At 61.7% G+C, this 23,031-nt stretch carries 20 protein-coding genes; 17 read left to right on the top strand and 3 right to left on the bottom strand.

The genetic code is table 11. The features are described 5' to 3' along the window. Positions 1 to 31: 31 nt before the first annotated feature. The 4 genes from pyrR (at position 32) to C7401_RS16825 (ending at position 3,903) form a co-directional block, all read left to right on the top strand. Positions 32 to 565 carry a bifunctional pyr operon transcriptional regulator/uracil phosphoribosyltransferase PyrR gene (gene pyrR / locus C7401_RS16810; RefSeq protein ID WP_112172532.1) on the top strand — a complete coding sequence of 178 codons (534 nt, stop codon included), beginning with the start codon at positions 32 to 34 and terminating at the stop codon, positions 563 to 565. 140 nt (positions 566 to 705) lie between these two features. Then, the gene (locus C7401_RS16815) at positions 706 to 1,725 is read left to right on the top strand and encodes an aspartate carbamoyltransferase catalytic subunit (RefSeq protein WP_112172533.1); all 1,020 of its coding nucleotides are present in this window, start codon (positions 706 to 708) and stop codon (positions 1,723 to 1,725) included. 50 nt (positions 1,726 to 1,775) lie between these two features. Beyond that, a complete protein-coding gene (locus C7401_RS16820; protein ID WP_112172534.1) occupies positions 1,776 to 3,065 on the top strand; it encodes a dihydroorotase in 1,290 nt (429 codons plus the stop codon). Positions 3,066 to 3,120: 55 nt separating this feature from the next. Beyond that, positions 3,121 to 3,903, top strand: a complete 783-nt coding sequence (locus C7401_RS16825; RefSeq protein WP_112172535.1) for a lysophospholipid acyltransferase family protein — start codon at positions 3,121 to 3,123, stop codon at positions 3,901 to 3,903. A gap of 36 nt (positions 3,904 to 3,939) precedes the next feature. On the opposite strand, the gene C7401_RS16830 is transcribed toward C7401_RS16825, so the two are convergent. Continuing rightward, positions 3,940 to 4,791: a symmetrical bis(5'-nucleosyl)-tetraphosphatase gene (locus C7401_RS16830; RefSeq protein WP_112172536.1), complete on the bottom strand. Its 852-nt coding sequence runs from the start codon at positions 4,789 to 4,791 to the stop codon at positions 3,940 to 3,942. 408 nt (positions 4,792 to 5,199) lie between these two features. On the opposite strand from C7401_RS16830, the gene rfbB reads away from it, so the two are divergent. The 9 genes from rfbB (at position 5,200) to C7401_RS16875 (ending at position 16,754) form a co-directional block, all read left to right on the top strand. Next, positions 5,200 to 6,261, top strand: coding sequence for a dTDP-glucose 4,6-dehydratase (gene rfbB, locus C7401_RS16835; protein ID WP_112172537.1), 1,062 nt, complete (start codon positions 5,200 to 5,202; stop codon positions 6,259 to 6,261). 11 nt (positions 6,262 to 6,272) lie between these two features. Further along, positions 6,273 to 7,166, top strand: a complete 894-nt coding sequence (rfbA, locus tag C7401_RS16840) for a glucose-1-phosphate thymidylyltransferase RfbA (protein WP_112172538.1) — start codon at positions 6,273 to 6,275, stop codon at positions 7,164 to 7,166. After that, entirely contained in the window at positions 7,151 to 7,702 is a 552-nt protein-coding gene (rfbC, locus tag C7401_RS16845; RefSeq protein ID WP_112172539.1) for a dTDP-4-dehydrorhamnose 3,5-epimerase, read from the top strand. The genes rfbA and rfbC overlap by 16 nt, the downstream gene beginning before the upstream one ends. A 7-nt stretch (positions 7,703 to 7,709) precedes the next feature. Continuing rightward, positions 7,710 to 8,594, top strand: coding sequence for a dTDP-4-dehydrorhamnose reductase (gene rfbD / locus C7401_RS16850; RefSeq protein WP_181565595.1), 885 nt, complete (start codon positions 7,710 to 7,712; stop codon positions 8,592 to 8,594). After that, positions 8,595 to 9,503 (top strand): glycosyltransferase family 2 protein, encoded by a 909-nt coding sequence (locus C7401_RS16855; protein ID WP_112172540.1) that lies wholly within the window; start codon positions 8,595 to 8,597, stop codon positions 9,501 to 9,503. It abuts the gene before it with no gap. Positions 9,504 to 9,574: 71 nt separating this feature from the next. After that, positions 9,575 to 10,357 (top strand): ABC transporter permease, encoded by a 783-nt coding sequence (locus C7401_RS16860; protein WP_112172541.1) that lies wholly within the window; start codon positions 9,575 to 9,577, stop codon positions 10,355 to 10,357. Between the two features lie 10 nt (positions 10,358 to 10,367). Beyond that, on the top strand, positions 10,368 to 11,117 hold the full coding sequence (locus C7401_RS16865; protein WP_112172542.1) for an ABC transporter ATP-binding protein: 750 nt from the start codon (positions 10,368 to 10,370) through the stop codon (positions 11,115 to 11,117). Between the two features lie 48 nt (positions 11,118 to 11,165). After that, a complete protein-coding gene (locus tag C7401_RS16870) occupies positions 11,166 to 14,804 on the top strand; it encodes a glycosyltransferase (RefSeq protein ID WP_112172543.1) in 3,639 nt (1,212 codons plus the stop codon). Between the two features lie 75 nt (positions 14,805 to 14,879). Beyond that, on the top strand, positions 14,880 to 16,754 hold the full coding sequence (locus C7401_RS16875; RefSeq protein ID WP_181565596.1) for a glycosyltransferase family 2 protein: 1,875 nt from the start codon (positions 14,880 to 14,882) through the stop codon (positions 16,752 to 16,754). 38 nt (positions 16,755 to 16,792) lie between these two features. Here the strand turns inward: C7401_RS16875 and C7401_RS16880 are convergent, their stop codons facing one another. Both C7401_RS16880 and C7401_RS16885 read right to left on the bottom strand, forming a co-directional pair. Then, a complete protein-coding gene (locus C7401_RS16880) occupies positions 16,793 to 17,176 on the bottom strand; it encodes a GtrA family protein (RefSeq protein WP_112172545.1) in 384 nt (127 codons plus the stop codon). 2 nt (positions 17,177 to 17,178) lie between these two features. Further along, a complete protein-coding gene (locus tag C7401_RS16885) occupies positions 17,179 to 18,132 on the bottom strand; it encodes a glycosyltransferase family 2 protein (protein WP_112172546.1) in 954 nt (317 codons plus the stop codon). Between the two features lie 305 nt (positions 18,133 to 18,437). Between C7401_RS16885 and C7401_RS16890 the strand changes: the two genes are divergently transcribed. The 4 genes from C7401_RS16890 to C7401_RS16905 all read left to right on the top strand — a co-directional run bounded on the left by C7401_RS16890 (position 18,438) and on the right by C7401_RS16905 (position 23,031). Next, on the top strand, positions 18,438 to 19,856 hold the full coding sequence (locus tag C7401_RS16890) for a DUF2142 domain-containing protein (RefSeq protein WP_112172547.1): 1,419 nt from the start codon (positions 18,438 to 18,440) through the stop codon (positions 19,854 to 19,856). 326 nt (positions 19,857 to 20,182) lie between these two features. Further along, positions 20,183 to 21,022 (top strand): glycosyltransferase family 2 protein, encoded by an 840-nt coding sequence (locus C7401_RS16895; protein WP_112172548.1) that lies wholly within the window; start codon positions 20,183 to 20,185, stop codon positions 21,020 to 21,022. Beyond that, a complete protein-coding gene (locus C7401_RS16900; protein ID WP_112172549.1) occupies positions 21,019 to 21,978 on the top strand; it encodes a UDP-glucose 4-epimerase family protein in 960 nt (319 codons plus the stop codon). Before C7401_RS16895 ends, C7401_RS16900 begins: the two co-directional genes overlap by 4 nt. A 24-nt stretch (positions 21,979 to 22,002) precedes the next feature. Beyond that, a complete protein-coding gene (locus C7401_RS16905; protein WP_112172550.1) occupies positions 22,003 to 23,031 on the top strand; it encodes an MraY family glycosyltransferase in 1,029 nt (342 codons plus the stop codon).

Raw genomic sequence — 23,031 nt, forward strand, 5'->3', positions numbered from 1 at the left:
CCTACCCACGAGCCATCCTCCAAGCTACGCAATGCGTCACCCGGCTGGCACGCCCGACGCCGAAGCGCTATATGGCGCGGTTCTCGACGAGATCCGCGCGGCCTGGCCCGCCGATGCGTTCAGCGCGTCCGGCGGCGTCGCGATCGTCGGCATTCATAGCGGCGGCGCGTGGGTGGCCCAGCGCCTCGCTCACGACCTCGGCGCGGTGGAGTGCGGCGTGGTGAACGTCGCGCTGCATCGCGACGACTACGCGAAGAAGGGCCTGCACAGCAAGGCGAGCCCGACGGCGCTGCCGTTCGACGTCGAAGGGCGGCGCATCCTGCTCGTCGACGACGTGCTGTACACGGGCCGCACCGTGCGCGCCGCGCTCAACGAGCTCTACGACTACGGCCGTCCGGCCGCCGTGGAACTGGCGGTGCTCGCCGACCGCGGCGGACGCGAGCTGCCGGTGGCGGCGCGTTATGTCGGCGGCTTCGTGAGCGCTGACGCGGGCGCCACGCTCGTGCTCGCACACGGCGACGACGGTCGCTTCACCTTCCACGTCGAGCCGCGCGGCGGCGCCTGACGCGGCGCCAGCGTGCGCATCGAGCGCAGCCCGCGCGGCGAGTCCGTTGCGGCGCACCGCCCGCACGGCGGGTGCGCGAGGCATGCACGCCGGCCGCGCCCACTCCGTTCCAACCGGTCATCACATCCAGGATTCACGCGATGAACACACAGCCCACGCCCGAAGCGTCCGCAGCGGACGACAAGCGTTTTCGCTACGGCTTCCTGAAGGGCAATCCGCAGCTCACGAAGAACGGCGAGCTCAAGCACCTGCTGTCGATCGAGGGCCTTTCGCGCGCGATCCTCACGCATATTCTCGACACGGCCACGCAGTTCGTGAGCGTGACCGACCGCGACGTGAAGAAGGTACCGCTCCTGCGCGGCAAGTCGGTGTTCAACCTGTTCTTCGAGAACTCCACGCGCACGCGCACGACGTTCGAGATCGCGGCCAAGCGTCTTTCGGCGGACGTGCTCAACCTGAACATCAACGCCTCGTCGACGAGCAAGGGCGAGTCGCTGCTCGACACCATCGGCAATCTTTCGGCGATGCACGCCGACATGTTCGTCGTGCGCCACGCGTCGAGCGGCGCGCCGTACCTGATCGCCGAGCACTGCGCGCCGCACGTGCACGTGATCAACGCCGGTGACGGCCGCCACGCGCACCCGACGCAAGGCCTGCTCGACATGTACACGATCCGCCACTACAAGCGCGACTTCACGAACCTGCGCGTGGCGATCGTGGGCGACATCCTGCATTCGCGCGTGGCGCGCTCGGACATCCATGCGCTCACTACGCTCGGCGTGCCCGAAGTGCGCGCCATCGGCCCGCGCACGCTGCTGCCGGGCGGCCTCGAGCAGATGGGCGTGCGCGTGTTTCACAACCTCGACGAAGGCTTGAAGGACGTCGACGTGATCATCATGCTGCGCCTGCAAAACGAGCGCATGAGCGGCGCGCTGCTGCCTTCGGCGCAGGAGTATTTCAAGAGCTGGGGCCTGACGCCGGAGCGCCTCGCGCTCGCCGCGCCCGACGCGATCGTCATGCATCCGGGGCCGATGAATCGCGGCGTCGAGATCGACTCGCAGGTCGCGGACGGCCCGCAGTCGGTGATCCTCGATCAGGTGAGCTTCGGCATTGCGGTGCGCATGGCGGTGATGGGCATCGTCGCCGGCAATCACGACTAACGCGCAAACGCGGCGAGAACGAAAAGGGCAAAAAGGCAAAAGGGCAGCACATGAAGATCCATATTCAAGGCGGCACGCTGATTGATCCGGCGGCCAGCGCCGAACGGCAGCAGGACATCTATATCGAAGCGGGCAGGATCGCGGCCATTGGCGCGGCGCCCGCGGGCTTCCACGCCGAGCGAACGATCGACGCACGCGGCCTCATGGTCGCGCCGGGTCTCGTCGATCTGAGCGCGCGTCTGCGCGAGCCGGGCTACGAGCACAAGGCGACGCTCGACTCGGAGATGAACGCGGCGCTCGCGGGCGGCGTGACGAGCCTCGTGTGCCCGCCCGACACCGATCCCGTGCTCGACGAAGCGGGCCTCGTCGAGATGCTCAAATACCGCGCGGGCAAGCTCGCGCGTGCGCACGTGCATCCGCTCGGGGCGCTCACGGTGGGCCTCAAGGGGCAGGTGATCACGGAGATGGTATCGCTCACCGAGGCCGGCTGCATCGGCTTCACGCAGGCCGACGCGCCGATCGCCGACACCCAGGTCCTGCTGCGCGCGCTCCAGTACGCGAGCACCTATGGCTACGCCGTGTGGCTGCGCCCGCAGGACGCGTATCTCGCGAAGGGCGGCGTGGCCGCGAGCGGCGCGCTGGCGTCACGCCTCGGCCTCTCGGGCGTGCCCGTGAGCGCGGAGACGATCGCGCTCTTCACGCTTTTCGAATTGATGCGCGTGACGGGCGCGCGCGTGCACGTGCAGCATCTGTCGTCGGCGGCGGGCGTGGCGCTCGTGCGCGCCGCGAAGGCCGAGGGGCTCAGCGTCACCTGCGACGCGACGGTGAACCACCTGCATCTGATCGACATGGACATCGGCTATTTCGACGCGCAGTACCGGCTCGATCCGCCCTTGCGCCAGCAGCGCGACCGCGAGGCGATTCGCGCGGCTCTGGCTGACGGCACGATCGACGCGATCTGCTCGCAGCACACGCCCGTGGACGACGACGAAAAGCTCTTGCCGTTCGCCGAGGCCACGCCTGGCGCGACGGGCCTCGAACTGTTCCTCTCGCTCACCGTGAAATGGGCGCAGGAAGCGGGTGTGCCGCTTGCCAAGGCGCTTGCGCTCGTGACGTCGGCGCCGGCGGCGGTGATGCAGCGGGACGCGGGGCGCATCGAGGTGGGCGCACGCGCGGACCTTTGCGTGTTCGATCCGCACGCGCACTGGCGCGTCGAGCCGCGCGCGCTCAAGAGCCAGGGGCACAACACGCCGTTCCTCGGCTACGAACTGCCCGCCGTGGTGCGCGCCACACTCGTGGCGGGCCGGATCGGCTTCGAGCGCGGCGTGCAAGGTGCGTGACAGATTTGTGTCACGCGCTTCTGCTAGGATCGCCCGATTCAGCTAATCGTCAACCATGAGCCTCTTCATCCGCAAGACCCGCTTGCTCGCGCATCTGGTGCGCGGCGCATGCACCGTCGCGCTGCGCTTTCCGCGCGCGAGCGCCGATCAGCGCCACGCCTTGAACCGCGCCTGGTCCCTCAAGATGCTCGAACTGTGCGGCCTGAAACTCGTCGTGCACAACGACGCGGCGCGGCTCGATGCGGGTGCGCTCGTCGTGAGCAACCACGTTTCGTGGATCGACATCTACGTGATCAACGCGTGGCGGCCCACGCCGTTCGTCTCGAAGGCCGAGATCCGCCACTGGCCGCTGATCGGCTGGTTCGCGCAGAACCTGGATACGGTGTTCATCGAGCGCGAGAAGCGCAGCGACGCGCGCCGCATCATGCACGAGCTGGCCGAGCGCCTCACGCGCGGCGAGCTGATGTGCGTGTTTCCCGAGGGCACGACGTCGGATGGCCTCGCGCTCAAGCCGTTTCATTCGAACATGTTCCAGGCCGCGGTGTCGGCGGGCCGTCCCGTGCAGCCGCTGTGCATCCGCTATGAGGACGCGCAGGGCCGCCAGTCGGTGGCGCCCGCGTATATCGACGACCTCTCGCTGAAGGACTCGCTCGACGCGATGCTCAAGGCCGGGCCGCTCACGGCGCACATCTTCGTGGGCGATGCGATCGAGGCCGGCGAGGACCGCCGCAAGCTCGCGGCGCGCGCCGAGGAGGCGGTGGGGCAGGCGCTCGTGACGATGCGCGAAAGCGCGCCGCACAGCGAGGCGCCGGGCGGGCGCGTCGCGCAGCTTTCGTAGCGCGGTTCAGGGGGGGAGTGTGGCGCGGGTCCTGACTCAGGCGCCAATCGCGCGGCACTCCGCGCAGGCGACCTGGGTGAGCGTGCGCTGCGCGGGATCGGCTTCGAGTTGCACCGCGGAAAGGCGATTGCCCCACACGCAACCCGAGTCGAGGCCGATCAGGTTATCGCGCATCATGAGGCCGAGCGCGGCCCAGTGGCCGAACACGACGGTGATGTCGCTCGTTTTGCGTCCTGGCACGTCGAACCACGGCATGTAGCCCGCGGGCGCGGAATCGAGGCCGCCGCTCGCGCTGAAATCCATTGCGCCGTCGCGGTTGCAAAAGCGCATGCGCGTGAGCGCGCTGCACGTGATGCGCAGGCGCTCGATCCCCTTGAGATCCTTCGACCAGCGGTTCGGCTCATTGCCGTAAAGTCCCGCGAGCGTTTCCTTCCAGTTCTTGCCGCGCAGCGCGGTTTCGAGTTCGTGCGCAAGCTCCAGCGTGAGCGTCACGTCCCATTGCGGCAGCACGCCCGCGTGCACCATCAACATGCCGCTCTCGTAGTGTGCGATGGGCCGGTGACGCACCCAGTGCAGCAGATCCTGCGCATCGGGCGCGTTCAGGATCGCGTCGATCGTGTCGCCTTTCTTCGCCTTTCTGATGCCCGCCGAAACCGAGAGCAGATGCAGATCGTGATTGCCCAGCACGGCCACGCCCCGATCGCCGAGCGCGATCACCTCGCGCAGCGTTTCGAGCGAGGCCGGGCCGCGATTGATGAGATCGCCGGCGAACCAGAGCGGCGTGCCGGCGGCCGGCGCCGCCTTGGCGCGCAGCTCGCGAAACGGAGTGAGACACCCCTGAAGATCGCCGAAGGCGAGCGGGGCGGGGCGCAACGAGGATGTGTTCATCGAATCGATTACGGTTGCGGGGCAGGCAGAGGCGACCGCAGACGGTACCACAGGTCGCGCAACTGGACGTGACAGGACAAAAGTGCGGAATGCGCGAACCTGACCGGATTGCATTGGCTTGCATTGGCTCGCGCCTGGGTATGTCGCGTTGCGTCAAATTAAGGATGGCAAAACCCGTCTGACACAATTTGTCAAGCTGTTTCAAGATGTTAGCGATGTGGTTTTCGCGCTGGCTGGCCGTATAATTGTGGGTCTAAAAACAGAGCCTGAGCATGCAGGACGAATAATATCGGTATGCCACTGACCGGCTTTGTCTCAAAAATTCCGTTTTTACAGCATTATTTCAAACGTCTGACTGCGGTCGTTTCTCAGCAGATCGGCGTCCATTCTCGCCAATAAAGGAGTCCCATGATCCTGGTAACGGGCGGTGCTGGTTTTATCGGCGCCAACTTTGTGCTTGACTGGTTGCGTCAATCCGACGAAGCCGTTCTCAACGTCGACAAGCTGACCTACGCAGGCAATCTTGGCACCCTGAAATCGCTGCAAGGTGACCCGAAGCACGTTTTCGCCCGTGTGGACATCTGTGACCGCGCCGCGCTCGACGCGCTGTTCGCCGAACACCGCCCGCGCGCGGTGCTGCATTTCGCCGCGGAAAGCCACGTCGACCGCTCGATCCACGGCCCGGCCGATTTTGTTCAGACCAATGTCGTGGGCACCTTCACGCTGCTCGAAGCCACGCGCCAGTACTGGAACACGCTGGGCGAGGCCGACAAGGCCGCGTTCCGCTTCCTGCACGTCTCGACCGACGAAGTGTTCGGCTCGCTTTCCGCGACCGACCCGCAGTTTTCCGAAACCACGCCTTACGCGCCCAACAGCCCGTATTCGGCGACCAAGGCGGGGTCCGATCATCTCGTGCGTGCGTACCACCACACATACGGTCTGCCCACGCTCACGACAAACTGCTCGAACAATTACGGCCCGTACCAGTTTCCCGAGAAGCTGATTCCGCTGATGATTGCCAACGCGCTCGCCGGCAAGCCGCTGCCCGTGTACGGCGACGGCCAGAACGTGCGCGACTGGCTCTACGTGGGCGACCATTGCAGCGCGATTCGCGAAGTGCTCGCGCGCGGCCAGTTGGGCGAGACCTACAACGTGGGCGGCTGGAACGAGAAGAAGAATCTCGAAGTCGTGCACACGCTGTGCGACCTGCTCGACGAGATGCGTCCGAAGGCCGCAGGCTCGTATCGCGACCAGATCACCTACGTGACCGATCGCCCCGGCCACGATCGCCGCTATGCGATCGACGCGCGCAAGCTCGAACGCGAGCTGGGCTGGAAGCCTGCGGAAACCTTTGAAACGGGCCTTGCGAAGACCGTGCGCTGGTATCTCGACAACCAGGCATGGGCGGATGAAGTCGCTTCGGGCGACTATCGCAAGTGGGTCGAAACGAACTACGCGCAGCGCGCGTAAGGGCGAAAGCAATGGCGCGCAAAGGCATTATTCTGGCCGGGGGTTCCGGCACGCGGCTTTACCCGATCACACACGCAGTGTCGAAGCAACTGCTGCCGGTGTACGACAAGCCGATGATCTACTACCCGCTTTCGACGCTGATGGTGGCGGGCATTCGCGACGTGCTGATCATCTCGACGCCGCAGGACACGCCGCGCTTCGAAGCGATGCTCGGCGACGGCAGCGCGTGGGGCATGAACATCCAGTACGCGGTGCAGCCCTCGCCGGACGGTCTCGCGCAGGCATTCATCATTGGCCGCGACTTCGTGGGCAACGACCCGTCGGCGCTGATTCTCGGCGACAACATCTTTTACGGCCACGATCTCGCGAAGCAGCTCGAGCGCGCGGACGAACAGGATGCGGGCGCAACGGTATTCGCCTATCACGTGCAGGACCCCGAGCGCTATGGCGTGGTCGAATTCGACAAGGGCTTTCGTGCGCTGTCGATCGAAGAAAAGCCCGAGCAGCCGCGGTCGAACTACGCGGTCACGGGGCTTTACTTCTACGACAATCGCGTGTGCGACATCGCGGCCGACATCAAGCCTTCGCCGCGCGGCGAGCTTGAGATCACGGACGTCAACTCGCGCTATCTGCGTGACGGCGCGCTCAATGTCGAGATCATGGGCCGTGGCTACGCGTGGCTCGACACCGGCACGCACGATTCGCTGATCGACGCGGCAACGTTTATTGCCACGCTGCAAAAACGCCAGGGACTTGTCGTGGCGTGCCCGGAAGAGATCGCGTATCGTCGCCGCTGGATTGATGCAGAGCAACTGCAAAAGTTGGCCAAGCCGCTCGCGAAGAACGGTTACGGCAAGTACCTGTTAAACATTCTTACGGATCAAGTCGCATGGCCATCACGGTAACGGCTACAGCCCTTCCCGAAGTCAAGATCATCGAGCCGAAGGTTTTTGGCGACGCGCGCGGCTACTTCTACGAGAGCTTCAACGGCCGCGAATTCGCGGAGCAGGTCCAGGCGGGCGTCGAGTTCGTTCAGGACAATCATTCGCGTTCCGCGAAGGGCGTGCTGCGCGGGCTGCACTATCAGGTAGAGCATGCGCAGGGCAAGCTCGTACGTGTGGTCGAGGGCGAGGTGTTCGACGTCGCAGTGGATATTCGCCGCAGCTCGCCGAACTTCGGCAAGTGGGTGGGCGTGACGCTCTCGACGGAGAATCATCGTCAACTGTGGGTGCCGCCGGGCTTTGCGCACGGCTTCGTCGTGCTTTCGGAGTCGGCGCAGTTCCTCTACAAGACGACCGATTACTGGTTCCCCGAGCACGAGCGCAGCATCGTGTGGAACGATCCGGAAATCGGCATCGAGTGGCCGATCGACTTCGAGCCGATGCTGGCGGCGAAGGATGCGGCGGGCAAGCGCCTCGCCGAAGCCGAAGTTTTTGCGTGAGCGAGTGATGAACGAGCAACCGACGATCCTCGTGACGGGTGTGAACGGCCAGGTGGGCTACGAGCTATTGCGCAGCCTGCAAGGGCTGGGTCGCGTGGTGGGACTCGACCGCGCGGCGCTGGATCTGGCCGATCTCGATCGCGTGCGCGAAGTCGTGCGCGAGGCGAAGCCTGCGATCATCGTGAATCCTGCGGCCTATACGGCTGTCGACAAGGCGGAAAGCGACGAGGCTGCGGCGCGGCGGCTCAACGCCGAGGCGCCGGGCGTGCTGGCCGAGGAAGCGGCGCGTTGCGGCGCGGCGCTGATTCACTACTCGACGGACTACGTGTTCGACGGGACGAAGGATGCGCCATATGCGGAAGACGATGCGACGAATCCGCAGAACGTGTACGGGGCGACCAAGCTCGAAGGCGAGCAGGCGATTGCGGCGAGCGGCTGCGCGCATCTGATTTTGCGTACGAGCTGGGTGTATGGTCGGCGCGGGAAGAACTTCCTGCTGACCATGTTGAAGCTTGGCGCGGAGCGGCCGGAGTTGCGTGTGGTCGCCGATCAGTTTGGGGCGCCGACGTGGTCGCGAACGATTGCCGAGGCGACCTCGCATATCGTTGCACAAGGCGTGGCGGCTGATGATGCTGCATGGTGGGCGCAGCGTTCAGGCGTCTATCACTTTACGGCGTCGGGCGCGACGTCGTGGCACGGGTTCGCCGAAGCGATTTTCGCAAGCGCGCTCGGCGAGCGAGCGCCGAAGACGGTGCCCATTCCCGCAAGCGACTATCCCGTTCCCGCGAAGCGTCCCGCCAATTCGCGGCTCGCGCTCGACAAGCTGAACGAAACGTTCGGCTTGTCGATGCCGGCCTGGGACGATGCGTTGCGCCTGTGTCTGGGTGACTGAATGGGCGCAACGTCCGCCAGGGACGGCAAGTCGGGCACCGTCGTTGTTTTCTATCGCCCCGATGAAGCAAGCGCGCAACTGGCGAACCGGCTCGCCGATTTCGGACCTTGTGTTGTCGTCGACAACACGGAGGGGCATGGGGTGCCATGCGGCGAGCCGCTGGACGGGCGTATCGTTTATCTGCGCAACGGAGCGAATCTCGGCATTGCAACGGCCATCAATCAAGGCGTCGAACGCCTGATTGTCATGGGGTGCACGCGGGCGATGATCTTCGACCAGGATAGCGAGCCTTCGGGTGAACTGCTTGATGCGCTGCCTGCCGTTCTCGCGGGCGAGCTCGAACGCGATCCGCGTGTCGCGCTCGTGGGCCCTGCGTATGTCGACGCGCGCCTCGGTGGTGTGGTGCCTTTCGTGCGTTTCGGGTACTTCAAGCTGCGTCGCGTTGCACCAACCGGTACGATGCCGATCGCGGTCGATTTCCTGATCACTTCTGGCTCGTGTATCAATCTCGCTGTCTGGCGCGACGTGGGGCCGATGGACGATGCATTGTTCATCGATTTCGTGGATCTCGAATGGTGTGCCCGCGCGCGCTATAAAGGCTATTCGGTGCTCGGCGCGCCGTCGCTCAGGATGGAGCATTCGCTGGGCGGCGAGCCTGTGCGTTTGCTCGGCAGGTCGTATCCGGGGCATAGTGCGGTACGCCACTACTATATGTTCCGCAACGCGGTGCTGTTGATTCGGCGCGGATATATCCCGTGGAGCTGGAAATCGACGGAACTGGTGAAGTTACCGTTCCGGCTTGCGATCTACGGTCTTTTCATGACGCCGCGGTGGGAGCACGTGCGGCTATCGCTGCTTGGGCTGTGGCATGGACTGACGGGGCGGATCGGAGCGTTGCGACGCAACTAGTCGAGGTTGCGCGCATGTTGATCTGCATTTGCGTTGAATTCCCTATTCGGTCGTAAAAATCGAAAATCTAAATGGTTAATCTTGCACTTACCGATTTAAGACAGAGCGTCCTGTCGTGGCGACTTTGGACGCTGCTGGGTTGGCTCGAAGTCCGTCAGCGATATGCCCGTTCGCGCGTGGGGCCGTTCTGGCTGACCATCAGTATGGGCGTGATCATCGCGTCGATCGGAGTCGTATACGGCACGCTCTTCGGGCAAAAGATGAGCGATTACCTTCCGTTCATTGCCGCGAGCCTTGTCATGTGGAATGCGTTCGCCCAAATGGTTCAGGAGGGAAGCGTCGCCTACATCAACAGCGGTACGTACATTCGGCAGGCATCGACGGCGAAACTCATCTTTATGCTACAGGTTGTGTGGCGAAATCTCATTGTGCTCGCGCACAATTTTGTGATTGTGCTGCTGCTGTTTTGCATCTTCGGCGTGAAGAACTGGGAAGCGTTGCCGCTGTTTATACCAGGTCTGGTCGTCTACGTGCTGAATGCGCTATGGATCGCAATGGTCGCTGGGTTACTGTCGGCTCGCTTTCGCGACTTGCCTCAAATCATCGCTGCATTGATTCAGATTGCTTTCTATGTAACGCCCATTATTTACCGGCCTAACGCGTTGAGTCGTTTCTCGTTCATTGTCGAATGGAACCCACTGGCCTATCTCGTCGATATCGTTCGTGCTCCGCTGATCGGCCAAGTACCGACCCCGCTCACGTGGGGCGTGACGATCGGTATGCTTGTCATAGGGTGGCCGCTGGCGCTCGCGCTGACAGGGCGTTATCTGAAGCGTATTCCGTACTGGGTCTGAGGGGCGTGACATGGCATACATTGAACTGAAGGGCGCGACGCTCGACTTGCCCATTTACGACGTGCAGGGGCGCTCGCTGAAACGTCAGGTGCTGCGCATGGGGCGCCGCAATACGATTGCAGAGGGCAGCGACGGGGTGATTGTCGTGCGTGCGCTCGACAACGTTGACTTGCGCTTCGACCGAGGCGACCGCATCGGCTTGATCGGTCACAACGGTGCGGGCAAGTCCACTCTGCTGCGCATGATGGCGGGTATCTACGCGCCTACCTCGGGCGCTATCGAACGAGAGGGCAAGGTCGTTCCGTTGCTCGATATCAGCCTCGGTATGGATGAGAACTCGACCGGTCTGCAAAACATCCGGTTGCGGGGTCTCCTGCTCGGCATGTCGGACGCGGAAATTCGCGCGAAGCAGCAGGAAATCGCCGATTTTTGCGAACTCGGAGACTATCTGGATCTGCCGCTGCGCACCTACTCGAGTGGTATGCGAGTGCGCCTCGCGTTCGCGGTCTCGACGGCAGTCGACGCGGAAATCCTGCTGCTCGACGAGGTTATGGGGGTAGGGGATGCCGCGTTCCTCCACAAGGCAGAGGAACGTCTTGCCGACTTGCACAGCCGGGCCGAAATCGTAGTGCTTGCGATGCACTCGAACGCCGAGATTCGTCGCGTCTGCAACAAGGCACTCTGGATGGAGCGCGGTCGCGTACGCGCTTTTGGCCCAGTCGAAGAAGTCGTTTCGGCATACGAGCAGAGTGTCGGCTGAGTGCAGTCCGACCGACATCCGACACGCAACTTTTTCACAGGTGTCCAATTGACGACCACGCCGTTTCGCACATCGGGCCCACAGGCTGCCACGGCAGCCGGCGAGGCGCTGCTCACGGAGGCGTCGTTTCGCTGGCCGGCGCATATCGTTCCCTCGCCGCGGCTCGAACATGCGCCGTTCGCGTTCTGGCTCATGGACGCGATGCGCGCCCGTACCGTTGTCGAGCTTGGCAGCGACGGCGGCTTTTCGTACATGGTCTGGTGTCAGGCGGCTGAGCAGGCTGGGGCGTTGGCTCATTGCTACGCTGTTGACCCCTTCGGGTGGGCGAGCGGCGACGAGGTCTTCGCTGCGGTGCAGCGTCGCAATACTCAGTACTACCAGGCGTTCTCGGAGCTGGTGCGCGCGCCGTTCGACGAGGCCTTACCGCAATTTACTGACGGCTTCATCGATCTACTTCATATCGACGGACTGCGCGACGCCGAACAACTGCGTCGTGACTTCGACGCCTGGTTGCCCAAGCTGTCGTGTCGCGGTGTCGTACTGATTCATGGCACCAACGCGCGTGACCTGCATGCTGGGGCTGCTCAGGTTTGGAGCGAACTTGCGCACAGTCATCCGTCATTCGAGTTTTTCCATGGCGGCGGCCTCGGCGTACTCGCAGTCGGACCGGACGTGCCAGCGGGCATTCAGGCACTGTTCGAGTTGAGCGAAGAGGCGAGCGTCGCGACCCGCAAGGCTTACGCACGGCTCGGCTATGCTGTCGCCTTGCAGTGCGAAAGCGACGACACACGCACGGCCCTGCAACGCAAAGCGCAGTCGCTTGACGACACCCAGCGTGCCCTTACGAGCGTCGATGCGCAGGCGAGGGCGAGCGTTGCCGAGCTGGAAGCATTGAAGCTTGCGCTCGCCAAAGCTGTAACACACGCCAATCTGGTCGACGCCGAATTGAGGATGCAACAGACGCGCGTCGACAAGCTCTCTGAAGAGATAGAAGAAGAGCGCGAATCGCTCGTGAATGCGGACGAAAATCTACGTCGTGCACGCGACGAAGTTACGGCATTGCGCAGTTCGACTTCCTGGCGCGTCACTGCGCCAATGCGCGGCGTAATGCGTTCGGTGCCGGTTTCACGCCGCGCCGTTGCAAAACTGAAATTTCTGTCAGCTATCACCCGAAATTCAGTTCGGGAGAACGGCTTGACACCGACGTTGCGCAAATCCGTTGTGGCGCTCAGGCGTCGCGGGCTGCGCGGACTGCTTAACGCGTCGGCGGGCGGTGGCCTTCTTGCGCAGTTCGACCTCGATCCGGGCCGCCCGGCAGCGGACTGCCTCGCACTGCGCGTGTTGATCATTGCCGAGCTCAGCATTCCACAATGCCGTAAGTATCGCGTGACCCAGAAGCAGACGATGATCCAGGATCTCGGCATCGATTGTTCGGTGGTTTCGTGGACAGAGACTGAGAAGTGCCGCTCGTTGCTCGACAGTCATTCGGTGGTGATCTTCTACCGCGTACCGGGATACCCGGCTCAACTCGAGGTGATCGAGGAGGCAAAGCGCCGCGGCCTGCCCACATTCTGGGAAGTGGACGATCTCATCTTCGACGCAGAAAAGTACAGTCGGAATTCGAATCTGACCGATCTCGATCCCGAGATTCTCCGAGGGTTGCTCAATGGTGCGATCCTTTATCGCAAGGCGATGCTCGCATGCGATTCCGGAATTGCATCGACGGCGGGGCTGGCCGAGGCGATGCGCGAAGCTGGCGTGCCAGATGTACTCGTGATCGAAAATGCGCTCGATGAGGAGACGGTGCGGATCGCAAGCAGGATCAACGCGTTGACGCAACATGAGGATGATGTTGTGCGCATTGTGTACGGCTCCGGCACGAAAACGCACGACGCGGATTTCCGCGTCGCTGCCGGGGCGATCAAACAGGTGCTGCGAGCGCGTCCGAACGTGCGTCTGCGCATTGCGGGCGAGCTCAATTTGCCTGCCGACTATGCAGAAGTCGAAGCGCAGATCGAACGCTTGCCGTTGTCGAACTATGCGACCTACCTCAAGCGTCTCGCCGAATGCGACATTAGCATTGCGCCGCTCGAGCAGACCATATTCAACGATGCAAAGTCGAATATCAAATATCTCGAAGCCGCGATTGTGCGACTGCCGTCGGTTTGCTCGCCAAGCTCTGCGTTCAGAACGGCTATTCAGGATGGCGTAACGGGTTTTCTGCCCGCCAATCCTGGTGCGTGGGAGCGCGCGCTGCTGGCGCTTATCGACGACGCCGCCTTGCGCAAGGAAGTGGCCGATCGAGCGTACGAGCACGTGAAGCAGGACTACGATCCTCACACGGTCGGGCGGGAGCAGGTGGCTCCGCTCGTAAAGCGCTTTGAGCGCACGTTTGCCAAAACGCGCGTGCTGGGCGTGAACATCTACTTTGCGCCCCGCAGTTTCGGTGGAGCGACCATCGTGGCGGAAGAAGTGGCGCGATGCCTGAACCGCGACGCGGAAGTCGATTACTTCATGTTCACGACTTTGCCGACGAGCGATGTGCCCGCTTATCAGTTGCGCCGTTATGAGAGCACGGCGGCGGGTGTCTTTGCGATGGGCCTGCCGAACGAGAGCGACCCGTCTTTCGGTTTCGATAATCCCAACTCTGTCGATGCCTTTAGGGAAGCGCTTCGGGCATTGCGTCCGGATATCGTTCATTTGCATAGCATCCAGGGCATTGGCGCGCGCATCGCTGAAGTTTGCCGGGCCGAACGTGTGCCGTTCGCCGTTACGTTGCACGATGCCTGGTGGATCTGCGGCCGGCAATTCATGATTACGGGCGAAAACAAATACTGCGGTCAGCGCAAGATTGACCTCGATGTTTGTTCAGCGTGCGTGGAAGATGCCGGATTGAACACGTACCGCCAGTATCGTCTGCGCGAAATTCTCATGCAGGCGAGCCTGTTGCTTGCGCCGAGTGAATTCTTCAGGCGGCTCTACGCCGATAACGGGTTCGACGCAGCGAGGATCGTTGTGAACAAGAACGGCATCATGCCGCCGCGTAATCCTGCTGAGCGTGAGTCCACGCTTGGGCGGCCGTTGCGTATTGGCTATGTAGGCGGCGAAACGCCAATCAAGGGCTCTCATCTCATCAAGACCGCGCTGCGCAGCCTCCCGCACAAGAACTACGAGCTCTATGTCGTGGACAATGTACTCAACCTCGGGCGGCAGTCCATTTTGCCTGGCGACTGGCGCGTGCCGGGCAAGTTGAAAATTGTGCCGGCGTACACGCAGGAAACGATCGACAGCTTTTTCAGCAACCTTGATGTTCTGCTATTCCCGACGCAGTGGAAGGAGAGCTTTGGCCTTTCTGTGCGCGAGGCGCTGATCCGGGATGTCTGGGTAATAGCGACCGACGCGGGCGGTGTTGTGGAAGACATCGTGGCGGGCGAGAACGGCGACATCATCCCGCTCGAGGACGATGGTACTGAACTGGCCCGGGCCATCGGTGCATTGCTCGCCAATCCTGCGCGGCTCGACGGCTATCGCAATCAGTACACGGCACAAATCCGTGTTTTCGACGAGCAGGCGAAAGAGCTGGCGCACCTATTTTCGCGTGTCGCTGCCGAACACGTGGCGGCCCCGGCATCGGACGCAGCGGGTTCTGCGCGTGCGCAGGCGTCGCTCGCCGTTCGTCCGTCGTGAGCCGCCCGGTGTACGCTCTGGCGGCCCGGGACGCGCCGATGAGCGCGCTGTTGGCTCCTGTGAGGGGCTGCCATCGTGGCTAATCCGAGATCGTTGCAAACAGCGGTAGCGAAGCTAACGGATACGTTCGCGCGCGTGGCAAGCAGGGCGATACGTGCCGGGGCGTCCGTTATCGAGGTCGCACGACGTGACGGCTGGCGCTACGCTCTCGACAAGAGCTTACGCGTGGCGCGGCGCCACCGGCAATATCAGAAGTGGATCGGGCTATACGATGGCGAGCCGGATCCTACCGCGCTCGCGGTGTTGGGTGCCGAGGTTGCAAAGCTCGAACGTCGGCCACACTTTTCCTTGATCGTGCCGGTCTACAACACGCCGGCGCACCTCCTGCGTGCGATGATCGAGTCGGTGCTGCGGCAAGTCTATCCCCATTGGGAACTTTGCATTGCCGATGATGCGTCGAGTGCCCCGCACGTCAAGGAGATACTGGACGAATACGCTGCGGTGGATTCCCGCATCCGTGTTGTGCATCGGGGAGCGAACGGACATATCAGCGAGGCCAGCAACAGCGCGCTCGAACTGGCCGGCGGTGAGTTTGTCGTCCTGCTCGATCATGACGACGTGCTGCCGGTACATGCCCTCGCCATGGTTGCGAAATACGTCGATGCCAACCCGGCAGGGCGTCTCTTCTACAGCGACGAAGACAAAATCTCGGACTCCGGGGTTCGCGGCACGCCGTATTTCAAGCCGGACTGGGATCCGGCGCTGATTGTCCAGCAAAACTACTTTTCACACCTGGGTGTCTTTGAAACCGGGCTCGTCCGCACAGTGGGAGGTTTCCGAAAAGGGCTCGAGGGCAGTCAGGACCATGACCTCGTGCTTCGATGCGTTGCCGTGGCCGGCGACGCCGCTGTCGTACACATTCCGCACGTGTTGTACCACTGGCGAATGACGGCCGGCAGCACTGCTACCGGCGCAGAGGAAAAGCCGTATGCGGCGCACGCAGCGGCGCGAGCCGTCAGGGATCATATCGCGGCGAAGGGGCTGGACGCTGCGGTGCAAGGACCATCACGCGATTTTCCATTCGTACGTGTGGACTATGCTCTCCCTCGACCGGCTCCGGAGGTCCAGCTGATCGTTTGCGCATCGGGACCCGCGGAGAATGTCATCGTGCGCGTGTGCTCGCTTCTCGCGCGTACGGTGTATGCGTCTGTCCACGTCTCTGTTGTTGGAGCGCAAGATAGCGCCGCGGCGCTGAGTATGGCGCTGCCCTCGGAGCTTGCGTCACAGGTGACGTTTGTCGATGTGCTCGAAGGTGAAGAGCTGGTCGACACCATCGACCGGGTGGTAGGGGCGAGTCATCAACCGTATATCTGCTTGTGGCACGAGAGCGTTGAACCTGCCAGTCCGACCTGGCTCAGCGACCTGTTAAGCCAGGCAACGCAAGAGGGAGTGGCAATGGCCGGGCCCAAGTTACTCGTGCCATCGGGGAAAATCTATGCAGCGGGCATCGTTGCAGGCCCTGAAAGCGTGCTGGTACGCGCGCATGCGGGCTTGCCTGGGCACGACCGGGGCTATTTCGGCTCGACCATGCTGGCACATAGCGTGTTTGCGTTGCCGTGCGTGTGCGCCGTGGTGAGGCGTGACGTGCTCGTGTCGGCCGGCGGCATGCGAGCGGTCGCGCGGAGTTCGGCGCATACGAATAGGTGTTCTGTCTTGCGTGTGCCGCAGGCGTTGGGGCGAGCGATTCTCGCGCCGGGTGTGCAGATGGTCGTTGATGCGGCGCAGGTGACTTGTTTCCTCGCCGATTGTCCAACTTTGGAAGGCGCGAGGGAATGCGATGGTGTGCCCGCGTTCGATCCGCACTACAACCGCAATCTGGCATTGAACGGGCGTATCGCGGAAGCATCATTCGATGTAGCGTTTCCGCCGCGCATCGAGCGCTTTGAATGAAGCATCGACCGATGCGCGACAACGTTCGTCCGGCGACTTCAATGCCGGAACACCCACACCTTGGCGCTGACGAAATTGATGAACATACCCGCTATGGAGCCTATGGCAACTGCGAGCAAAGGTGTCAATGCGCCTGATGGCAGGAATTTGATTGCCACCGCGTAGGCGCCATAGTTGCAGACGCCGCCAAACGCCATTGCGAGCAGATATTCGTTCCATTCGCGCCATGCCGAGCGCGTCATATTACGGCGAAACGTGAAGCGTCGATTGAACTGCCAGGTGACGAACACCGCGCAGAAAAAAGAGATGACTCGGCCCGCGTAAGGGCCGAGGCCGAGCTTGAGCGCCAGATATAGCACTCCGGCATCGACGACGAAGCCCAGCCCCCCGGCAATGCCAAATCGCAGGATTTGTTGGCGCATCGTCAAACGAGTTTCTGCGCGCTCGAAACCAGGGGGACTGCGAGGTAGGCCATTCTCTTCGCCTCGTTGCGCCCGCGTGTGACGGTGTCGAGCACGATTCCGCAAGTCAGCAGGATCCCACCAAAAAGGGTCAAGCCGCTACAGAGGATGGCAGTCGGGATGCGTGGCACGAGTCCGGTTTCGATATAGGTTTCGAAAAGCGGAATAGCGAGGCCGATCGCGAAAATCATGCAGATCAGAAAGCAACCGAAAAAGAAAGCAAAGGGCTTTTCGGTCTTGAACAGCTTGAGGATGGTCATGAGGATCCGCCATCCATCGCGATATGTGTTCAACTTGCTTTCTGAGCCCTCTGGTCGCGAATAGTACTGCGTGTCGATCTCGGCTACGGGCATTCGCATGCCCAGAGCATGGACGGCCAGTTCGGTTTCGATTTCGAAACCTGCCGAGTGCGCCGGAAAAGTCTTGGCATAGCGGCGCGAGAAAACCCGATAACCGGAGAGCATGTCCTTGAATGTTCGCCCGAAGATCGAAGCGGCGCATTGCGTGAGTAGCACGTTGCCGAAACGATGGCCGAGACGATAGGCAGCTTGCTCCTCGCTCAGACGCGCGCCCACGACCATGTCGAGTCCGTTTTCTATCAGACAATTAATCAGCATGGGTGCCGCGGACGCATCATAAGTGGCGTCACCGTCCACCATCAAGTAGACGTCGGCGTCGACGTCGGCGAACATGCGCCGCACGACATTGCCCTTGCCTTGAAGCGGTACGGTTATGACGCGCGCACCCGCTGTGCGCGCGACATCAGCGGTACCGTCGGTCGAGTTGTTGTCGAACGCAATGATTTCAGCGGCAGGCAAATTTGCCCTAAAATCCCGAACCACGGTGGCGATCGTCGCCGCTTCGTTGTAGCACGGCACGACAACGGCAATTCTGACAGGTGCGCAAAGATCGGGCATGGACTCTACAGGTCGCTAGAGGGGTGAGCGAGCGCTTGTCGCTCGATTAGCCGCGTATTGTAATACGGCAAAGCCCGGTTTCAGATGTCGCTTGCCTGCAACACCGCATCAACAAGCACGGGGGGCATGCTCCAGCGCAGGAGCCCTGCGCCGGGGCATGGGGCGGCATGTACAATGCACGCGGCACGCGCCACGCCGCAAAGCAACGTTGGGGGGGCACGAGGCAGGTCCGCCTGGGTGCGATCTTCACTGCCACTTGTAGTCGTCGTGAGCACAAACAACATTAATAAAGGCCTCCACTGGATATGTCGACACTGGGTCGTATAGCACGGTTCTTCGAAGTGAAGCGCTGGTGGTTGCTATATCTTTGCTATGCGTTGCCGATGGGGCTTTATCTTTGCGTGGCCACTCCGCCATTCCAGACCCCGGACGCCGTCAATCATTTTTACCGCGCGCTACAGGTCGCCGATGGTCACGCCATTGGCGATCGCGTGGGTGTCGCATCCGGCGGTGCCATCGACCCTGGCGTGGTAGAACTCGCGCGTATCGTCGATCCGTTGAGGTTCCATGCAGAGGTGAAATACGACGAAGCGATGCGCGCTTCGAGCGAGACGCTTCGCTGGACTGGCCGACAGGAAATGGCAGCATTTCCCAATACGGCTATTTATCCGGCGTACGCCTATTTGCCTCAGGCGCTCGCGATACGGCTGGGTAAAGGCATCGGTGTCAGTCTGGTGAGCACCTATCGTCTCGCATGCGTGCTCGATTTGTTCATCGGCATTGGGTTGATCTGCTGGGCACTCGTTCTTTGCCGTCGACTTGCGCCACTGATCTTCACGGTCGCGCTACTGCCGATGTCGATGGTGCTTCTGTCGTCTGTGAGCCAGGAAGCGTCGATGCTGCCCGCGTGTTTGATCGTAATCGCCTGGCTGGATCGCCGGCGTCACGATGGGCACTCCATTGGCTTACGCGAAGGCGCCGCAATTGCTGCCGCCCTGGTGTTCAGCATCTCGTGCAGGCCGCCCTATGCGGCACTGCTGCTGATTTTCTTTTTCGCCTCGTTGCGCTTTGCTTCGAGCCGGGAGCGTTATGGCGTCGTTTCGCGGATCGTGTGGTGCTTCGTGACGGCGGCAGTAGCGATAGGTGTTGTGGAACTATTCGCTCACACGACGTGGATGCCAGTGACGCCGCCACGCTCTGTGAGCGGGCAACTTGAGTATCTTCTGCGTAGTCCCATTGACGTGGTGCATATCGGCATCAATACGATGCGGCAGAACGGGGCCTTTTATTACTACAGCCTTGTGGGCGTTCTCGGCTGGCTCGACACCTGGCTGGGCCACGGGTACTACGTTGTGGCTGGTGTCGCAATTGGCCTCGCGTTCGTCTGCGTCGCCTCCCAGGACACACAACCGGCACCGCGTCAGGCAACCGATGCCGCACTCGCTTGCCTTATCCTGTTGTTGAGCGGGGCGATGATCTTCGGTTCGCTTTATCTGAGCTGGACGCCGGTGGGACAGGGTGTGGTCGATGGCGTTCAGGGTCGCTACTTCCTTGGATTGCTCCCACTGGCTGGCTTGCTTGTTCCGGCGATCCGACGGCAATCGGGAAGGGGTTCCGAAGTTCGGGCACGGTCGGTGCAGATTGCTCACCTATTTGTTGCGGTCTTTCCGATATACTCAATTCTCGAAATCGTAAGAGTCATCAGTTTCCGCTTTTACGGATGAATTACAAGACGCATCCACAGATGTCAAATTTTCAAAAAGATCGGGGGTGTGGAATATTTCAGGCTGGATTTTGGCATTGTTACCGATCGAACGATGCGTCTTGAGGTAATGTCGCATTTTTTGCCGATGCCGAGTCCTGCTTTGCGAACGATTCGAATCTCTTCGATGCCCTGAGCCGGACGTTCGTTTGGTCTGCGGTCCGCTTTGATGCAAGTTGCGTAACAAAGCGTAAACGCGGTTGTCCGCTGGTCGGTCCTTGAGCAAACTCGTACTCCTGCAAATAGCTCCGAGGGAGGCGGTTTGCCAACGCGTCAAAACTTTGTCAGATGATTGCATCAAACACTCAGCAGCCAGGAGTGGCCCTTTCGGTGTCCGTCGTCGCCTATCGACCGGACGTGCACCAACTCCTCAATACGCTTCAAAGCTTGCGTATTGCCGTCCTGGCGGGAAGGCAATCGCGGCAAGTCGACGCCTCGCTGTATCTCGTCGACAACGGGGCCTTGCCAGATCTGACTTCGATCCTGCATGAGCTGGAGGGTGACGGCGTTACGTGCGTCACGATCTCGGGACATGGAAACGTGGGTTATGGCAGAGGGCACAATCTGGCCATTGGGCGTACGACCGCGGACTACCATCTGGTGCTGAATCCCGACATCGACCTCGCCCCTGATTCGTTGGCGCAAGCGTTGGAGTTTCTTGATAAGCACCCCAATGCGGGATTGCTTTCGCCGCAGATCGGCGACGATCAGCAGGACCTGCAATTCCTGTGTCGCCGGTATCCGACTGTGCTCGACCTCTTTCTTCGCGGGTTTGTGCCTGCCGGTTTCCAACGTCCGTTTTCCGAGCGGCTCGATCGCTACGAGATGCGCGACGTGATCAACAAATCCGAAGTCGTATGGGACCCCCCTTTGGTGAGCGGTTGCTTTATGCTGTTTCGCACAGAAGTCCTCAAGCGCATCGGGGGATTTGACCCGCGTTATTTTCTGTACTTTGAGGACTACGATCTCAGCATTCGTACGCGCGATGTTGCGCGCATTGCCTACATGCCCGCTGTGCGAGTCTTGCATCACGGCGGGGGAGCCGCGCGCAAGGGCTGGCCGCACATTCGGATGTTTGTGACTTCCGCCGTCAAGTTCTTCAACCGTTTCGGCTGGAAATGGCTATGACCCATTTTCTCGTGACGGGCGCAAATGGTTTTGTTGGCAAGGCATTGTGTCGCTTGCTTCTCGAGCATGGGCACCAGGTGACGGGGCTCGTGCGACGGCCGGGCATGTGTGCCGAGGGTGTACATGAATGGGTTCACGATGCACCGGATTTTGATGGGCTGGCTTCAGTCTGGCCGGACACATTGCGGCCTGCCGTGGTGATTCACCTTGCGGCGCGTGTCCACGTCATGCGGGATACGGCTGTGGATCGCGATGCTGCATTTCGTGCGACGAATGTTGACGGCACGATGCGCGTGGCGCAAGCCGCTCGTCAGCGCGGTGTGAGTTCGTTCGTTTATTTGAGCAGCATCAAGGCGGTTGCTGAATCCGATGGGGGAAAGCCCTTGTCTGAAGAAACGCCACCAATGCCTGAAGATCCTTATGGCCGATCGAAACTTGAAGCTGAACGAGCGCTTGCGACTTTGCGCGATGCCGGAGCGTTCGACGTTGTAGTCGTACGGCCGCCGCTCGTGTACGGGCCGGGCGTCGGCGCAAATTTTCTGAGCCTCATCAACGTGGTCTGGCGGGGCGTCCCGCTTCCACTGGGTTCCGTTGCCGGTCGCCGTAGCCTTATCTATGTGGTGAATCTCGCGGATGCGTTGATGCAAGCAGGACTCGACAAGCGCGCGGCCAATCAGTGCTTCCACGTCGCGGACGCGGAGGATTTGACCGTGCCTGAATTGCTGGTGCGTGTTGGAGAGCAGTTGGGGCGTTCGACGCGCCTGTTCAGCTTGCCAGACTGGCTGTTGCGTTTCGCGGCCAGAATTACCGGGCGTTCGGAGCAGATCCGAAGGCTGACAGATGATTTGCGCGTCGATAGCACTTGCTTCCGGACGGTGCTCGGCTGGCGCCCTCCCTACTCGGTCGATGACGGACTGGCTGCCACCGCACGCTGGTATCTCACGACACATTCCTGACGCTGGATTGCTGAATTGAACAACATGCAGGGCCTTACATTGAGTTCGTTGGGTATCGCGCTCGTCGTTGCGTTGGCGGCCGGGGTTGCCTGCGCCGTAATCCTCGGCACGCTGCTCAAAAGCGGGCTCGCCGTGCGCCTTGCAATCGACATCCCCAATCATCGCTCATTGCACGCGCATCCGATCCCACGCGTCGGCGGTTGGGGCATCGTGCCCGTCGCGGTCGTCGCTCTGCTATTGCTGACGCCGCACCTTTGGATGGTTGCTGCTGCGGCCGCGTTCCTCGCGCTGGTGTCACAGATCGATGATCGTCGCGGACTGCCCGCGCGCGTGCGGTTTGTTGCGCATATTGCCGCAGTCTCGTTTGTCCTCGCGCTTGTGCCGGGGGATTCGTCGTGGTGGTTGCTCGCTGGTCTGGGGTTCCTGATGCTCTGGTTCGTCAACCTGTACAACTTCATGGACGGCGCAGATGGCCTGGCGGGTGGCATGGCGGTGTTCGGCTTCGGCGGCTATGCAATTGCTGCGCTTGTTTCACCGGTGCCCGCAGTTGGGCTCGCGTGCACGTCGGCCGCCATCGCCGGTGCGGCGGGCGGCTTCCTGTTTTTCAATTTTCATCCGGCCCGGATATTTCTCGGCGATGCTGGATCGATTTCGCTTGGGTTTCTGGCGGCGGCGATCGGGTATTGGGGGTGGCAAGCGAATATCTGGCCGATCTGGTTTCCTGCTATCGTATTCGCACCGTTTATCGGGGATGCATCCGTCACGTTGATCCGTCGACTGCTGCGAGGGGAGAAGTTCTGGCAGGCTCATCGGGAACACTACTACCAGCGTATGGTGCAATCGGACTTCGGCCACATTGGCACGGCTCTGGTCTGGTACGTCTTAATGGCGGCTGGCGCAGGAATTGCTGTGACAATTCTTGGCCGGTCGGCAGTTGTGCAGTTTTCAGTCATCGGAATGTGGGTGCTTGCTTTGCTGTCGGTCGGGATCTGCATAGATTTGCGCTGGCGTCGTTTTCAGGCCAATAAAACTTTCCAGACCAACCGAGGTTGA

Source organism: Paraburkholderia unamae (assembly GCF_003268775.1).
GTDB classification, from domain to species: Bacteria; Pseudomonadota; Gammaproteobacteria; order Burkholderiales; family Burkholderiaceae; genus Paraburkholderia; species Paraburkholderia unamae.

Excerpts from the sequence above, each read along its gene's own strand:
- C7401_RS16830 (WP_112172536.1), bottom strand. The coding sequence starts at position 4,791 with ATGAACACATCCTCGTTGCGCCCCGCCCCGCTCGCCTTCGGCGATCTT.
- C7401_RS16855 (WP_112172540.1), top strand. The coding sequence starts at position 8,595 with ATGGGCGCAACGTCCGCCAGGGACGGCAAGTCGGGCACCGTCGTTGTT.
- rfbB (WP_112172537.1), top strand. The coding sequence starts at position 5,200 with ATGATCCTGGTAACGGGCGGTGCTGGTTTTATCGGCGCCAACTTTGTG.
- rfbA (WP_112172538.1), top strand. The coding sequence starts at position 6,273 with ATGGCGCGCAAAGGCATTATTCTGGCCGGGGGTTCCGGCACGCGGCTT.
- C7401_RS16880 (WP_112172545.1), bottom strand. The coding sequence starts at position 17,176 with ATGCGCCAACAAATCCTGCGATTTGGCATTGCCGGGGGGCTGGGCTTC.
- C7401_RS16895 (WP_112172548.1), top strand. The coding sequence starts at position 20,183 with ATGATTGCATCAAACACTCAGCAGCCAGGAGTGGCCCTTTCGGTGTCC.
- C7401_RS16890 (WP_112172547.1), top strand. The coding sequence starts at position 18,438 with ATGTCGACACTGGGTCGTATAGCACGGTTCTTCGAAGTGAAGCGCTGG.
- C7401_RS16885 (WP_112172546.1), bottom strand. The coding sequence starts at position 18,132 with ATGCCCGATCTTTGCGCACCTGTCAGAATTGCCGTTGTCGTGCCGTGC.
- C7401_RS16865 (WP_112172542.1), top strand. The coding sequence starts at position 10,368 with ATGGCATACATTGAACTGAAGGGCGCGACGCTCGACTTGCCCATTTAC.
- C7401_RS16820 (WP_112172534.1), top strand. The coding sequence starts at position 1,776 with ATGAAGATCCATATTCAAGGCGGCACGCTGATTGATCCGGCGGCCAGC.
- C7401_RS16825 (WP_112172535.1), top strand. The coding sequence starts at position 3,121 with ATGAGCCTCTTCATCCGCAAGACCCGCTTGCTCGCGCATCTGGTGCGC.
- C7401_RS16905 (WP_112172550.1), top strand. The coding sequence starts at position 22,003 with ATGCAGGGCCTTACATTGAGTTCGTTGGGTATCGCGCTCGTCGTTGCG.
- rfbD (WP_181565595.1), top strand. The coding sequence starts at position 7,710 with ATGAACGAGCAACCGACGATCCTCGTGACGGGTGTGAACGGCCAGGTG.
- pyrR (WP_112172532.1), top strand. The coding sequence starts at position 32 with ATGCGTCACCCGGCTGGCACGCCCGACGCCGAAGCGCTATATGGCGCG.
- C7401_RS16815 (WP_112172533.1), top strand. The coding sequence starts at position 706 with ATGAACACACAGCCCACGCCCGAAGCGTCCGCAGCGGACGACAAGCGT.
- C7401_RS16900 (WP_112172549.1), top strand. The coding sequence starts at position 21,019 with ATGACCCATTTTCTCGTGACGGGCGCAAATGGTTTTGTTGGCAAGGCA.
- C7401_RS16860 (WP_112172541.1), top strand. The coding sequence starts at position 9,575 with ATGGTTAATCTTGCACTTACCGATTTAAGACAGAGCGTCCTGTCGTGG.
- rfbC (WP_112172539.1), top strand. The coding sequence starts at position 7,151 with ATGGCCATCACGGTAACGGCTACAGCCCTTCCCGAAGTCAAGATCATC.